We start from the raw sequence: 12,980 nt of genomic DNA, 5'->3' as shown, positions 1-12,980 counted from the left end.
CGCGAATTAAATAACTTACAATTTTAATTGTTATTGTGGGATGGGCGTCCCGCCCGTCCAAAAAGGACGGGCGGGACGCCCATCCCACTTTCAAGAGTGGAAGTTATTTAATTCTCATTCCTAAGTTAAAAAAGCTCTCCAGGTTGCCGCTAAAATAATCGCTGCGATCGCTCCTATGAGTGTATTGAAAAAATTTACTACCTCGTTGGTGAGCCACTCAAACTTTGATTGCACCGTCGCCCCAATCACACTCTCGATGTTCGTGGCAATAAAAGCTGCAACAACACAAAAAACAATCCCTGTCAAGTCAATTAAACCGACTGCCCAACTTAAAAGCGCCATCAAAATTGAGCCGACAATACCCGCGATCGTTCCTTCCAAACTAACGGCCCCTTCCGTACCCCTAGGTACAGGCTGCAAGCTAGTAATCAAAAAAGTCCGCTTTCCGTAAGCTTTGCCGATTTCGCTGGCGCAGGTATCGGAAAGTTTGGTGCAAAAACTCGCCGCGTAACCCAGCAATAACAGAGAAATAGCATCTTGTGGCACAGGCATCTTGCCTGTCTCTCCTAAAACAGCCATCTTTGCTGTCTCTCCTAAAACAGACATTTTGCCTGTCTCTGCTAAAATAGATAATGCCAAAACTCCCAGAGCACAAAAAGTAGCGGTTAAAGCCGAACCCCAGACATTTTCGGGGCCTCTGGCGCCTGAACGCTTTTCGGCTATGCCTTCTGCTTCTTTTTGGGCTTTGCCGATGCGGGTAACTCCCGATCCGACAAGAAAGTAAAACATCACGACAGCATAGCCTTGCCATCCCAAACAGCCCCAGATGAGGACGCCCAGCCCCCAGCCGTGAAATTGGCCAGCGGGAGTGAGCAATTTTTTAGGAGCTATGGTGGCGATCGTGAGTAAAACTGTATTTAGGGCGATCGCCACCAACCAAGGATTAGACCAAGATAAATAATTAAAGAACAATTCTGAATTCTGCATTTAGTACCTCCATGAACCAAGTCTTATTTCATCTTGCCTTCCCCGTGACCGATATTGCCCAAACAAAAGCGTTCTATGTAGACGGGCTCGGCTGCGAACTAGGTCGCGAATCGCCTAATTCTGCGATTATGGGTTTGTGCGGCCATCAAATTGTCGCCCACGTCAGCCGCGAACCTTTGACGCCTCAGCGAGGCATCTATCCTCGGCATTTTGGGTTAATTTTTACTTCCGAAGCTGACTGGGAAGCGTTGCTAGAAAAAGCCCAGCAAAACAAGTTAAATTTCTATCAAGAACCGAGACGGCGATTTGTCGGTTTGCCTACAGAGCACCGTACTTTCTTCTTAGAAGACCCTTTCCACAATATACTGGAGTTCAAGTATTACTGCGAAGCTGAAGCAATTTTTGGTCGCAGCGAATACGCTGAAGTTGGCGATGCTGTTTGATTGCTGCGTGAAATAACAACCAGTTGCAGCATATCAACTTTCGGATTGAATCAAATCACCTGCTGGTGGATGTCGCCCTATAGCTTTGTCAGCAGTACGAATATTAATAACTCTTTCTCGATTTAAGACTAATGCTGTAACTGTAGCTCGTCCAATTGTAGTTAAACCAACTATTGATAATCCATCCGCCGACCAAATAAAATGTTCGTTCCAGGTATCTTGTCTGGGATTAAACAATGGTACTTCTACACTCGACTGGGTATCTATTCCTGTAGTTTTATCGGATTTTTGACGGTTGCAATGAAAGCAAGCTAGTGCCAAATTGTCAATATTGTTACTCCCTTTTTTAGTGAGAGGAATGATGTGCTCGATCGTAAACTCTACATACTGCCATTGTTCGGAAGCATGGCAATATTCACACAGACAGTTGGCTCTCTGACGAACTTGATTTTGGATATTCTCAGGAATTTGACGGCGAGCTGACATTTCTATACTGTAGGCTGAATCTGGCCCAAGAAAAGATTGCGGACAGTTCGATTGACAAAACTGAGGTAATCGTCGATTTCTTCGTAAAGATTCAGTTCTTGGTCTTCTTCGGGATTGAGTTGCAAATTTTGTTGTTTTTCCAACAGTTCTTCTATGCGATTTTTGACTGTTGTAGAGGCTCGGAAAATCGGTATTCCTTCCACTAATTCAATGCGAACTGCTCCTTCTATAGGCAGAGTGTCTCGCAGCTTTTCCAGTTTTGGCATGACGATCATAATTGTTGATTTTATTGGTTTCAATTAAGATTATATCAATAAATTTTAAATCCGTCTAGGTAGACTCAAAAATACCGAATACCGAACCCCTACTTTTTAAAAAAATCGGGGTTTTCAAAGCAGAGCGTTTTACTTTACAGCCAGCTATTTATCAATCTTTAAGGGTTCTGACAGTGCTTCAGCGACCGCTTTTAAACTGCTGGAATGCCTGGCCATCATGGCATGGGCGAAAACAGACAATTTTACTTCTTTTGCAGCAGATATTTGGGAACTAGAAGCGGGTACGATGATGAAATCCCAATCTGTCCAAATTGAAGTAAAATTGAGCTTTTCCAACAAGGCCGCATCTCGATTTAAATCTTCCAAAAAAGCACTGCCAGGACGCATTTGGATGCAGCCTTTTCCCCAGAGAGTGTAAGCCATCCAAGTACCGCTGTGAGGAGAAGATATGGCAATAAAGCGCTGCACTCGGTTAATGCCGCCTAACCTTTGCAGGTAGTAACGAGTTACTAAACCGCCCATGCTCAATCCTACTATATCTAGATGCTGTTCTGGCGCAAAGGTTTTGTCTATATAATCTGCTATTTGTTGGGCTAATTCGTCTATGCTGGCGTTGCCCCAATGGGGCGAGAGATTGAGGGTGTAGACTGACCATCCCAGTTGGGTCAGGTAGGCAGACATTTTGTGAAAAATTCCCGATTTTCTGAAGATTCCGTGAATTAGCAAGACTGGGTTTCGGCTAAAATTGCTATTCATTTTTAACTGGGAATTTTATTTTCAATAGGTGCTTTCAGTTCTTCAACTAATGCGTTAATACTTAGGGGCTCTGTCACCATTTGGCGGTGCAGCAAAACGTTGACTTTAACTTCTTTACCTACTGGCATTTGGGAGCTGTTCGCCGGTACAATCATTATGTCAAATGGCGTCCACATTGATGTAAAGTTTATGCGTTTGAGCATTGTCACATCTTGATTTAAATCGCGCAGCAAGCCACTATCGGGGCGCATATCCAGGTATCCTGGTAGGCGTAGGGAATAGGCGGTGAGGGTGCCGTGGTGGGGGGAAGAGAGAGTGATGAAACGCTGTACGCGGTTGATTCCTCCGAGTCGCTGGACGTAGTAGCGGCTGACGATGCCGCCCATGCTGTAGCCTACTATGTCTAAAGATTGTTCTGGCTCGAAGGTTTCAGAGATGTAGTCTGCCAGTTGCTTTGCCAGTAAGTCGAGGCCGAGGCTACCGTCGTTGGGGGTGAGGTTGAGGCTGTGGACTGACCATCCGAGTTGGGTGAGGTGGGCGGACATTTTGTTGAAAATCATCTTTGTGTCCCAGATGCCGTGTATCAGGATGACGGGATTGCGATCGAGCGAACTGTTCATTTGAAAAGAAAATTGCTTGCTGATTACAGCATAAATCACTCCCCTAGGGAGTTTTACCCCTACTAGGACAGCGAGCCAATCGGATCGAGGTACGATCGACCATTAGTGGGAATCCCTAACAAATTCTGAGATAGTTTGTAAATAAGTGCAAAGCAGTGCGAGTATTTATACCTAAAATTTGCTTTGATGAGCTAGCTTAGATATAGCCAAATGTAAATTTTGATGAATAAATGTAGACAAAGGTTGCCTTACCTCGTAATCTAACTTTGTTGACAAGCTTGTACAAATTTCTCTAAAAGAACAAAAGGAGTAAGTCTAATGTTTGGTTTTATCAAAAATTTCTTCGGCGGTATTTTCGGCTTTTTTGGCAGACTGTTGGGCTTGAAAAAGTCTGAATATTTCCTAGATTTGGGCGAATCGGGAGCGAAGGAACCAGCAAAAGTTGCGCCGGCGAAGGCTGAGCCTGCTGCGATCGCACCGACAAAAGTTGAGCCTGTTAAGTCTGAGAAGTCTGAGAAGTCCGAACCGGCTAAGAAGGCTAAGGTAGAGAAAAAGTCTAAGAAAGAAAACGAACCAGTCGCTAGCGCTCCTGCTAATAATTCGGAACCCGTGAAGGTACCGACTGCTGCAGCAACTAACGGCAAAGTGCCGAGTCAAGCTGAACCGAATCGGACTTTTGCTCCTAATAATTTAATGCCGACACCAAATGGAAGTCGTCGCACCCCCGGCCCTAGCATGAACAATTTCCGGGAAATGGCCCGTCAGGTGAAAATGAAGTAGGAATTTGGGAATTGATAATAGGGAATTGGGCATTGGATAACTCCCAATGCTGGCGTTAAAAATTAAAAAAATGGCATTACTCATTTTTAATTTTAACTCTTTGTTCTATTCCCTATTTTTTTCATTTCTGAGGAAGGCTAATCCGCTGTATAGCTGAAAAGCTGAGTCCCAAGGAGTTTCTGATTTGCGATCGACTTCTATATGAGATTCGATCTTTCTCAACATCTGCGTGTAATCGAGCACGGTCTCGGCAAAGGGCGTAAATTCTGACCAAACTGTAACGTCAAGCTGGCGATCGAATATTTCCAGTAAGTTATTCCAGTTAATTCTGGTTGTACTTTGAGGAATTTGTTGAGAGTTTGTGACTCTGGATGTTTTGTTTTTGGAGTTCGGTGAAGTGGGGATATCTGCAGAAGCTTTGGTGAAGTTAACTCCTTGTTGAAATTCGTAACTTTGGTCGCAAATTCGCAGAATGCAGTTTCTGCTGGGAATGTGTAAGTCACAGATTTGAGCGTAATCTTGCCGGATTTCTCTGTGGCGAAATTGATCCTTTCTTCGGTTGGGCGAGTAGTCCATGACTTCGATGAACATCGGCAACAAGCCTTCTACTCTTTGGGTAACTTCTGACCAGCTAAATTCGATCGCACCGAGTCGTGAGAGTTTATCTTTGCAAACAACGGCTGGGGAAGAGAGAGACTGGAAGTGCTGCACTCGGAAGATTTGGATTTTTTGAATATCGCTGAGGGTTGCCCAAAATACGGGAATGCCGGCGTTGAGGAGTTCTTGACCATAAATTCGCAGTTCGGCAATGGGGCCTGTTTTGTAGAGTCTCCAGCCGCGGCTTTGGATTTGCATCCGGGTTGTGTAGGCGTCGATTTTAAAGATTCTGCTGATATTTTGAATGGCGGCGGGTTTGTTTTCGGGACTCACGGGTTCGAGGATGAGGAGTCCGGGTTCGAGGTTGCTGGGGTCGTTTTTGGCGGTTTCTATGGCTTGTTGGCGGAGGTTTTGTTGTGCGGTTTCAATCCGTTGAATAGCTTGGCGGGTCTGGGAGACGATTTTGGCGTTGGTGATGTCGCGGAGTATTTGTTTGTAGGTTGTTTGGGCTTTTTCGAGATTGTTGGTGAGTTCGTAGTAGCGGGCGATATAGTATTGCACCCACGGATTTTCGGGGGAGTCTTTTTGTAGTTGTTTGATGAGTTGGGCAGCTTGTTTGTATTCTTTACCCTCTAGGGCGGCGGCTATTTGGTTGATGTCTGTCATGGCGATTGGGGGAATGGCGTTGTTTCTATCTTGGCTGATGTTTGGTTGGTTTCGCCACTGGTTAACAATTTTGGCTTTTATGTTAATTTATAGATATGATATCTGGAAAGAAACAATGGTGGAACAAAAGGTAACTTACACGCTTGAAATCAACGGTAAGTTTATTATTATTGAAAATGTTCCTGCTAGAGTGTGTGTGGAAACGGGAGATCATTTTTTTTCACCTGAAACTGTGGAAGAGTTGCAAAAGATGATTTTGGAAGATAGAAAGCCTATTAGGGTGATTGAAACACCTGTTTTTGAGTTTGCTTAGCACTTGGTTTAAATTGAGTTAAAGCTGATTGGAATTAACGCTTAATGTGTAAGTGCCTTTGCTTGTGCGATCGCCTCCTTTAACAACTATTTTATAAGTGCCGTTACTAGGCAATTTAACGGTGAGTTGAGACTCTCGGAGATTCTGGGAGTTGCCTGTTTTTTCGGCAATATTTTTGCCGCTGGTGTCGAACAGTGTTATGTTGTGGTCGAATGCTCTGCTTTTGAGGTCGATCGTAATAGGTTGACCAGCCCGTCCTTGGAAGGCGTGTTCGCGGGATTCGCCTTCTTTTAAGGTTTCTCGGCGCTCTAGGAGGGAGAGAGAGAGGTGACTTTTGGGCGATCGACATTGCTCAAATCTAAGCGGTAATTTGTGGTTGTTGCACCAGGGCCATTTCCGTTTCTGACTGCGATGATAAAGGCTGTTTTGTTGTTGGGGTCTCGGACTATTTTGTCAATAAATTGGGATTGTATTTGTTTTGCTGTTAGAGGTTTAGGTTGGTTGAAGTTGGGTTTTGAGGTACAGAAAAGCACGCTTCCGTCTAGATAGCGGGCGGCGTATAACCAATAGTTTTGACCGTTAGTTGTAAATTCGTTTCTGCTAAAGATAGTGAATCTTTCAAGTTGCGCTAGTTGCTGGTTACGGTTACAATTTTTATCGATGTAGATTTCGTTAGCTGATGGCTGTCGTTGGGCGAAAACTGCTGGGACGATGGTGGTTACAATTGCTGAGATGAGGGCGAGGGTGAGGGGGAAGGGCGATCGGCTTTTCATAAATACTTGTTTCTCTTTATTGTTGTCAGGTATTGTACGCTGTACTTCCTATTCTATCTCTTTTTTTAATACTTTTCTAATTCCGCAGTGCGCTGTTTAGTCATGCGATCCAAACATTCATTGAGGAAACCTCGATAACCGGTACCGCCACGATTTTTATAAACTTCAAATTCACAGGTTTTATCTCTTAACTGAATCCACCCTAATTGTGCTTCGGAAAGTAGCGCTCGCTCTTCGCCACTCAATTGGGAAATCAGTTGTTTGTAAACCTCGTTCAGTCGTTTATCGGAGGCTTCGTAATTCAACCGAATACAAGCTCTGACTTGTGCATCCCCTTGGGGGCGATCGCAATTAATCTGTTGAGCAATGGGAAAGCTCGGAGATTGTGCAGAAACTGATGTTGTACCGAAAATTGCCAAAAGCGCGTGAAGCGAAGCTATCCCGTAGGGAATCGGCCAAAAGAGCGATCGACCTTTCCTCAACTCTATTTTCATGACTCGTCAACCCATTTATCTGATAATTCCTCTTAACACGAGACAGAGTTGATTTGATTAATTTAAGTATTTTTTTATATTTACTGAATAAAAACGCCTTTTTTTATCAGATTCCAAAAGTGTGCTTGAGTGCTGCATCTACTGCCACCATATCCGACACAATACCAATTTTGCGATCGATTTCAACTTATAGAAGCGTCACAAGATTGTCTGTCATAATTACCGAGTCAGCTAGCAATCCCGTTTGCTGCCCTTCCGGTGTTCCTAGGGAAACAAAAACCCGGCTTGGGTGTCCTGAACGGGCTAAGTTGCTAGTAATCATTGCCGTAATTGTTTGCCCTAAACCAGTCCCCAGATTATTAGCTTGAACTATCAAAGCTGGACGGCGTTTCGCAGTACGCAAATCCGAGCTGGGGAACAAAACCAAAACCACATCACCGCGACTATAAGGCATCGTAAGCATCCATCTCCGGTAGTTCCCAATCAGGAGCAAATCTACTCAACCGAACCCGTAAATCTGCTGCTTGTTCCTGGTTGATACCGCGAGATTGCAAGTTCACTAACCCTACTTTTGGCATAAAAGTAACAATAACTTGCGCTTCTTCTATGTCGGCAGGCATTTCCAATAACTCAATTTTGCCATTTCGGTATATCCCCTCTACTGACTGTAACATATTACTTCTCTGATAATTATCTATTTACATTTTAGCTGCGATCGCCAAACCCATCAAGTCTCCGATCAGCTTGGTGGATATTAGCACTTCTCAAAGGCCGCGCCAACTAAAGATAAAGCCACAATCGGAGCTGTCACCGCTCTTAAAATTCTACTCCCCAAAGAAACAGCTTCAAAACCCCATCCGATCGCCCTTTTCACCTCACCCTCAGTCCATCCACCCTCCGGCCCAACAGCAATCACAATCGATAATTCTTCCCCTTCTTGCTCCCCCCTTAATAAGGGGGGCTGGGGGGGATCGAATTCTTGCTCCCCCCTTATTAAGGGGGGCTGGGGGGGATCGAATTCTTGCTCCCCCCTTAACAAGGGGGGCTGGGGGGGTTCTAAATTACCCAACAAACAATCCCACAAATGCCGATTTTCCCCGCGAGCCACACAAATAAATCGATATTTTTGACCGCAATCTTTCACAGCCAATTCAAACGAAACCGGCTCTAAAATCGTCGGCACAAATTGACGTTCCGACTGTTCCGCCGCCTCCGCAGCAATTCTCCTCCACCGATCGACTTTCTGAGCACTTGGTTTGAGCAAAGTTCGATCGCTCGTTACCGGCACAATACTTGCCACACCCAACTCCGTCGCCTGCCTCACAACCTCGTCAAACCCGTTTCCCTTGGGCAATGCCGCCATCAAAGTCACTTCAACTGGTAGCTCCCTGTTCACAGCAATCTCCTCTGTTATCGAGGCAAATAACCCGGTTTCCTGGGCTTCTAGGACTGCTAACCACCAATGTCCTCGGCCGTCCATTGCAATAAATCGATCGCCCGCTTGCAAACGTAGCACTCGATTTAAATAATGCTGCTGTTCTCTAGTTAAGTCGATTTTGCGATCGCAAATTTGAGCGACAGTAATTGCTAATCTTTGTAATTGAGGCATTGAATTTGGGATTGTTCGTTTTCTATTAGAGATTTTTTTATTTAACCGCAGAGAACGCAGAGAACGCAGAGGAAGAGAGAATGAGAGGAGATAGGCAGGGGGCTTTCAACTGTTCAAAAAACAATAAAGGCAAAGCATCTACAACCGGAATTCTTTTACAAATTCACGTTTTTTCTGCAAATGCTCTGCCTTTATATTACTTTTGCCAGAAGTCTATTGAATAGAATCGAAAATCGGCTTATCCTTCCTCCTTAATCTTCTTTAAATAAGTGGAAATCGCTTCTGTAGCTAGCTGTGTAATCGGCTTGCCCTGACGGGCTGCTTCTTCTTTGAGCTCGTTGTAGATTTCATCGCGGACGCTAATCCGGCGGCGGACTTTGCCACCGCCAGCAGTGGCAGTCTCGTTTTCATCTTCGTTACTAGACGTAACTTTTAAATCATTAATCTCAGTTGTCATCGAGTCAGCAGATTGGTAGTTGGTTACAAATTGACGGATAGATTCTAACCCGACGCGATCGCAAAAATTGCCAAAACTCTCGCTCAGTTGCCGTTTTTGCTTGAAATAAACAAAAATCGGCTCCAGAAAAGCTTCAAAATCCTTGACGTGCAGCTTTTCCTCAATGGGTTTTGCCAGCCGCGTTTGATCGGGAGAACCGCCCAGCCAAATCTGGTAGGATTCCGGGGAACTCCCGACAAACCCCAATTCTGCCATATAAGGGCGGGCGCATCCATTTGGGCAACCAGTCATCCGCACCACCAAATGCTCGTCTGCCAAGCCCACTTTGGTTAAAAGTGCCCGAATCCGCTCTAAAATGCTCGGCATCACGCGCTCCGATTCGGTAATCGCCAGCCCGCAAGTCGGCATTGCTGGACAGGCCATCCCATAGCGCACTAAGGGGTCGATCGCAGTTTCCCGCTGAATGCCACATCGATCGAGTATTCCCTGAATTTCCTGTTTGATATCCGGCGAAATATCGTAAATCAGCACGTTTTGGTGCGGCGTCGCCAGTACCGGCAAGTTGTACTTCTGCACAATTTCCCGCAAAGCTGTTTTTAGCTGAAATGAACCTTCATCCTTGATCCGGCCATTGTCCACGGAAATGCCGACAAACAGTTTACCGTCTCCCTGGTCGTTCCAGCCCAAGAAATCAAAATACTTCCACTCAGGCAGGGGTTTAAACGCTTCTAGCGGCTTGCCAAAATATTCGGCTACTTTTTCGCGGAACCACTGTACACCTTTGTCGTTAATCAGGTACTTCAGCCGCGCGTGCCGTCTGTCTGTGCGATCGCCGTAATCTCTTTGGGTTGCTACAATTGCCTTGACCAAATCGTAAACATCATCCTTGGCTACATAGCAAATCTCATCAGCAACCCGCGCAAAAGTCTCTTCTTTGTTGTGAGTGCGGCCCAAACCGCCGCCAGCAAACACGTCAAAACCTTGCAATTCGCCAGCTTCATTGGTAATTACCACCAAGCTCAAATCCTGAGAGTACAAGTCAATTGAATTGTCTCCCGGCACGGTGACGGAACACTTGAACTTGCGCGGCATATAATGGCTGCCGTAAATCGGTTCTTCTTTGTCGTCAAATGTTGTGCCGTTGCGGTTGGACTGTCTGGCAGCTTTCACTGCGGGGTCTTCTTCCGCCGAAACAGCCTTTTCCCCATCCAACCAAATTTCATAATAAGCACCGGTTTGCGGTGTCAGTAAATCGGCGACATTGTTGGCGTATTGCAGCGCATACTGGTATTCTGGGCGATTTTTGTATGGTGCCGGAGGTGCCATGATGTTGCGGTTCAAGTCGCCGCAAGCTCCCAAGGTTGACCCCATATTTTTAATAATTGAGGAAAACACTGCTTTAAGATTTTTTTTCAACACGCCGTGCAGTTGGAAACCTTGGCGCGTTGTGACGCGGATCGTGTGGTTGCCGTATTCTTCAGATAGCTTGTCTAAGGCTAAGTATAATTGCGGCGGAGTGAACCCGCCGGGATTGCGGGTGCGGAGCATGAACTGATAGTCTTTTTCTTGTCCTTTAACTCGATTGTCGCGGTTGTCTTGCTGGTACGAGCCGTGAAATTTGAGAATCTGAATCCCTTCTTCGGTGAAGTGGGTTGTTTCTTGTAACAGTTCAGTCGCAACGGGTTCTCGTAAATAGTTGCTCCGTTCTTTGAGACCTTCTGATTTAGAGGGCTTGCGCGCAACTGGGGTTGAAGTGGAAGATGTGATCATGGGAATGTATAGTGCCAGTTATAATTAGATACAGCCGATCGAATATTTCTTGACAATTTGACACTTGACAAATTTGCACTTGACAAATCTCCTCAGAAATGCTGTGTCGGATCTGTTGACAACTCGGTTAACAACTAAGTTAACAAGTAAGTTAATAACGGTAATCCGCTAGGAATTCTGATGGTGCTTAATTGTAACACGATCGAGCCGGGCCTGAAAAATTGTAATTAAGAGCTAGTCCCTAGGTAGCGAATAAATAGACAAAATAGTACACTTGTAGACAAATATGCGGTGTACCATTTTGTTTAAGCTCGCGCGTTTTCGCAAAAAAGCTGGGATTGTCAGTAAAAACACTCCAACGTTGGGACGTTTCAGGGAAATTGCAAGCCTTGCGCACCCTGTCAGGTCATCGGTTCTACACCGAAGACGATCTCTTGATAGCCAACGGATTGAAGCCCAGAGAAGCCAACCGAAAAACGGTCGTTTACCGCCCTTGTTTCGTCCAGTGGACAGAAGCCGGAACTCAAAAATCAGATGCTGGCAATGGAAGCTTTCTGCCCTTGTCGAGGATTAACAGTCGATGATTGGGTGTCAGAAATTGGGGGCGGACTAAATTTTAAAAGGAAAAAGTTTCTAGCAATCATGCTGTCAATGCTCAAAGGTGAAATATCAATAATTGTAATTGCACACAAAGACAGAATGTGTCGCTTTGCTTTTGAATTCATCCAAGAGCTTGCCACGTCGGTTGGATGCGAAGGGAGCATCTCATATTTGTAAAAATACTTCTTCTGGCTCCTTCCTTCTGCCTCTTTCCTTCTGCCTCTTTCCTTCTGCCTCTTTCCTTCTGCCTCCTGCCTCCTGCCTCCTGCCTCAAAACTCCAATTTCTAGCGGAGGGCTGCAAAGGTGAGATGCTCCCGATGCGAAATTGTAGTCGCCAATCAATTATCGTTGTCCCCCCAGCATGAATTAGTAGAAGATTTGATGGCGATAATCCACTGCTTCTCTTGCCGTCTATACGGTCTACGAAATTACTCCAAAGAGCTCAAAGAAAACCTAAAAAATGCTATTGACAAGCCCGTACAAGACCTGGCAAAATTGAGCAATCAAGAAATACAGTGTTGAGGTCGAACAATGCTTTTATCCATCAAAACAAAGTTAAAGTTAAACAAGAGCCAAGCAACAGTTATGAGTAAACACGCTGGAATAGCAAGGTTTACTTATAATTGGGGCTTGGCTACTTGGAGTAATCTTTATCAAGATGGACTGAAGCCAAATAAATACCTCCTCAAGAAATTCTTTAACAACCACGTAAAACCTGAGTTTACGTGGATTAAAGAGGCAGGTATTTGCCAAAAAATTACCCAGTATGCGTTTGATAACCTTGGGGATTCTTTCTCTAGATTCTTCTCAAAAAAAGGTGGCTATCCCAAATTCAAGAAGAAGGGGCATCACGATTCTTTCACTATTGATGCGAGTGGCAAGCCTATCCCTGTGGGCGGTACATCTATAAAGTTGCCGACAATCGGCTGGGTAAAAACTCACGAGGGATTGCCTCATACAACTTGCAAGTCAATTACCATTTCGCGCACTGCCGATAGTTGGTTTATCGCATTTGCCTACGAACAAGAGCATGAACCAACAATCAAAAGTCATGATGTTGTAGGAGTTGATTTGGGAGTCAAAGAGTTAGCTACACTTTCAACGGGCGTAGTATTTCCTCACCCAAAGCACTACAAAGCACATCTCGCAAAACTCAAGAGGTTGTCAAGGGTTCTTGCCAGAAAAGTCAAGGGTTCCGAGAATAGATACAAAGCCAAAATTCAATTAGCAAAGCATCACGCTAAGGTAGCAAATCTTAGAAAAAATACTCGGCATCAAATCACTACTTACTTATGCAAAAACCACGCAAAAATAGTAGTAGAAAATTTGAACGTTTCCGGGATGTTGGCCAAT

The 12,980-nt window shown here is 44.9% G+C and carries 18 protein-coding genes and 1 pseudogene; 7 read left to right on the top strand and 12 right to left on the bottom strand.

Going from position 1 to position 12,980, the window contains the following annotated elements:
• Nucleotides 1–120 precede the first annotated feature (120 nt).
• On the bottom strand, nucleotides 121–987 hold the full coding sequence (locus tag QUA00_RS34350) for a DUF92 domain-containing protein (RefSeq protein ID WP_333148389.1): 867 nt from the start codon (nucleotides 985–987) through the stop codon (nucleotides 121–123).
• An 11-nt stretch (nucleotides 988–998) separates the two neighbouring features.
• Between QUA00_RS34350 and QUA00_RS34345 the strand changes: the two genes are divergently transcribed.
• Entirely contained in the window at nucleotides 999–1,430 is a 432-nt protein-coding gene (locus QUA00_RS34345) for a VOC family protein (RefSeq protein ID WP_333148384.1), read from the top strand.
• Between the two features lie 33 nt (nucleotides 1,431–1,463).
• Here QUA00_RS34345 and QUA00_RS34340 read toward each other — a convergent pair whose 3' ends face one another.
• The 4 genes from QUA00_RS34340 to QUA00_RS34325 all read right to left on the bottom strand — a co-directional run bounded on the left by QUA00_RS34340 (nucleotide 1,464) and on the right by QUA00_RS34325 (nucleotide 3,567).
• Nucleotides 1,464–1,916 (bottom strand): HNH endonuclease, encoded by a 453-nt coding sequence (locus QUA00_RS34340; protein ID WP_333412972.1) that lies wholly within the window; start codon nucleotides 1,914–1,916, stop codon nucleotides 1,464–1,466.
• A gap of 2 nt (nucleotides 1,917–1,918) precedes the next feature.
• A complete protein-coding gene (locus tag QUA00_RS34335) occupies nucleotides 1,919–2,182 on the bottom strand; it encodes a hypothetical protein (protein WP_333147893.1) in 264 nt (87 codons plus the stop codon).
• Between the two features lie 153 nt (nucleotides 2,183–2,335).
• Nucleotides 2,336–2,947, bottom strand: a complete 612-nt coding sequence (locus tag QUA00_RS34330; protein WP_333147891.1) for an alpha/beta fold hydrolase — start codon at nucleotides 2,945–2,947, stop codon at nucleotides 2,336–2,338.
• Nucleotides 2,948–2,949: 2 nt separating this feature from the next.
• Nucleotides 2,950–3,567 (bottom strand): alpha/beta fold hydrolase, encoded by a 618-nt coding sequence (locus QUA00_RS34325; protein WP_333412970.1) that lies wholly within the window; start codon nucleotides 3,565–3,567, stop codon nucleotides 2,950–2,952.
• A 318-nt stretch (nucleotides 3,568–3,885) separates the two neighbouring features.
• Here QUA00_RS34325 and QUA00_RS34320 point away from each other — a divergent pair, with 318 nt between their 5' ends.
• Nucleotides 3,886–4,347, top strand: coding sequence for a hypothetical protein (locus QUA00_RS34320; RefSeq protein ID WP_333147887.1), 462 nt, complete (start codon nucleotides 3,886–3,888; stop codon nucleotides 4,345–4,347).
• Nucleotides 4,348–4,452: 105 nt separating this feature from the next.
• Here the strand turns inward: QUA00_RS34320 and QUA00_RS34315 are convergent, their stop codons facing one another.
• The gene (locus QUA00_RS34315) at nucleotides 4,453–5,610 is read right to left on the bottom strand and encodes a tetratricopeptide repeat protein (RefSeq protein WP_333412968.1); all 1,158 of its coding nucleotides are present in this window, start codon (nucleotides 5,608–5,610) and stop codon (nucleotides 4,453–4,455) included.
• On the opposite strand from QUA00_RS34315, the gene QUA00_RS34310 reads away from it, so the two are divergent.
• Nucleotides 5,600–5,923, top strand: a complete 324-nt coding sequence (locus QUA00_RS34310) for a YgiT-type zinc finger protein (RefSeq protein ID WP_333412966.1) — start codon at nucleotides 5,600–5,602, stop codon at nucleotides 5,921–5,923. The two genes, QUA00_RS34315 and QUA00_RS34310, sit on opposite strands and share 11 nt — an antisense overlap.
• A 308-nt stretch (nucleotides 5,924–6,231) precedes the next feature.
• On the opposite strand, the gene QUA00_RS34305 is transcribed toward QUA00_RS34310, so the two are convergent.
• From QUA00_RS34305 to sir, 6 genes are all read right to left on the bottom strand, one after another.
• A complete protein-coding gene (locus QUA00_RS34305; RefSeq protein WP_333147879.1) occupies nucleotides 6,232–6,696 on the bottom strand; it encodes a hypothetical protein in 465 nt (154 codons plus the stop codon).
• Nucleotides 6,697–6,761: 65 nt separating this feature from the next.
• Entirely contained in the window at nucleotides 6,762–7,190 is a 429-nt protein-coding gene (locus QUA00_RS34300) for a lysozyme inhibitor LprI family protein (RefSeq protein ID WP_333147877.1), read from the bottom strand.
• A gap of 187 nt (nucleotides 7,191–7,377) precedes the next feature.
• On the bottom strand, nucleotides 7,378–7,644 hold the full coding sequence (locus QUA00_RS34295) for a type II toxin-antitoxin system PemK/MazF family toxin (RefSeq protein WP_333147875.1): 267 nt from the start codon (nucleotides 7,642–7,644) through the stop codon (nucleotides 7,378–7,380).
• Nucleotides 7,634–7,864 carry a hypothetical protein gene (locus QUA00_RS34290; protein ID WP_333147873.1) on the bottom strand — a complete coding sequence of 77 codons (231 nt, stop codon included), beginning with the start codon at nucleotides 7,862–7,864 and terminating at the stop codon, nucleotides 7,634–7,636. Before QUA00_RS34290 ends, QUA00_RS34295 begins: the two co-directional genes overlap by 11 nt.
• A gap of 80 nt (nucleotides 7,865–7,944) precedes the next feature.
• Nucleotides 7,945–8,799 (bottom strand): 16S rRNA (uracil(1498)-N(3))-methyltransferase, encoded by an 855-nt coding sequence (locus tag QUA00_RS34285; protein ID WP_333412964.1) that lies wholly within the window; start codon nucleotides 8,797–8,799, stop codon nucleotides 7,945–7,947.
• A 238-nt stretch (nucleotides 8,800–9,037) separates the two neighbouring features.
• Nucleotides 9,038–11,026: a sulfite reductase, ferredoxin dependent gene (gene sir / locus QUA00_RS34280; RefSeq protein ID WP_333412961.1), complete on the bottom strand. Its 1,989-nt coding sequence runs from the start codon at nucleotides 11,024–11,026 to the stop codon at nucleotides 9,038–9,040.
• A gap of 284 nt (nucleotides 11,027–11,310) precedes the next feature.
• Here sir and QUA00_RS37005 point away from each other — a divergent pair, with 284 nt between their 5' ends.
• From QUA00_RS37005 to QUA00_RS34265, 4 genes and pseudogenes are all read left to right on the top strand, one after another.
• Entirely contained in the window at nucleotides 11,311–11,610 is a 300-nt protein-coding gene (locus tag QUA00_RS37005) for a MerR family DNA-binding transcriptional regulator (RefSeq protein WP_445305781.1), read from the top strand.
• Entirely contained in the window at nucleotides 11,561–11,803 is a 243-nt protein-coding gene (locus QUA00_RS37000) for a hypothetical protein (protein ID WP_445305780.1), read from the top strand. Before QUA00_RS37005 ends, QUA00_RS37000 begins: the two co-directional genes overlap by 50 nt.
• 142 nt (nucleotides 11,804–11,945) lie before the next feature.
• Nucleotides 11,946–12,149: pseudogene (locus QUA00_RS34270) on the top strand (IS607 family transposase); the annotation flags it as partial.
• 9 nt (nucleotides 12,150–12,158) lie between these two features.
• Nucleotides 12,159–12,980: transposase (locus tag QUA00_RS34265; protein ID WP_333412957.1), on the top strand; the 822-nt coding region annotated here is incomplete at its 3' end.

The organism is Microcoleus sp. T2B6, assembly GCF_036700475.1.
Classification (GTDB): Bacteria; Cyanobacteriota; Cyanobacteriia; order Cyanobacteriales; family Microcoleaceae; genus Microcoleus.
The sequence above is the reverse complement of the archived record's forward strand: the minus strand, read 5'-3'. Positions and strand labels throughout refer to the sequence as shown.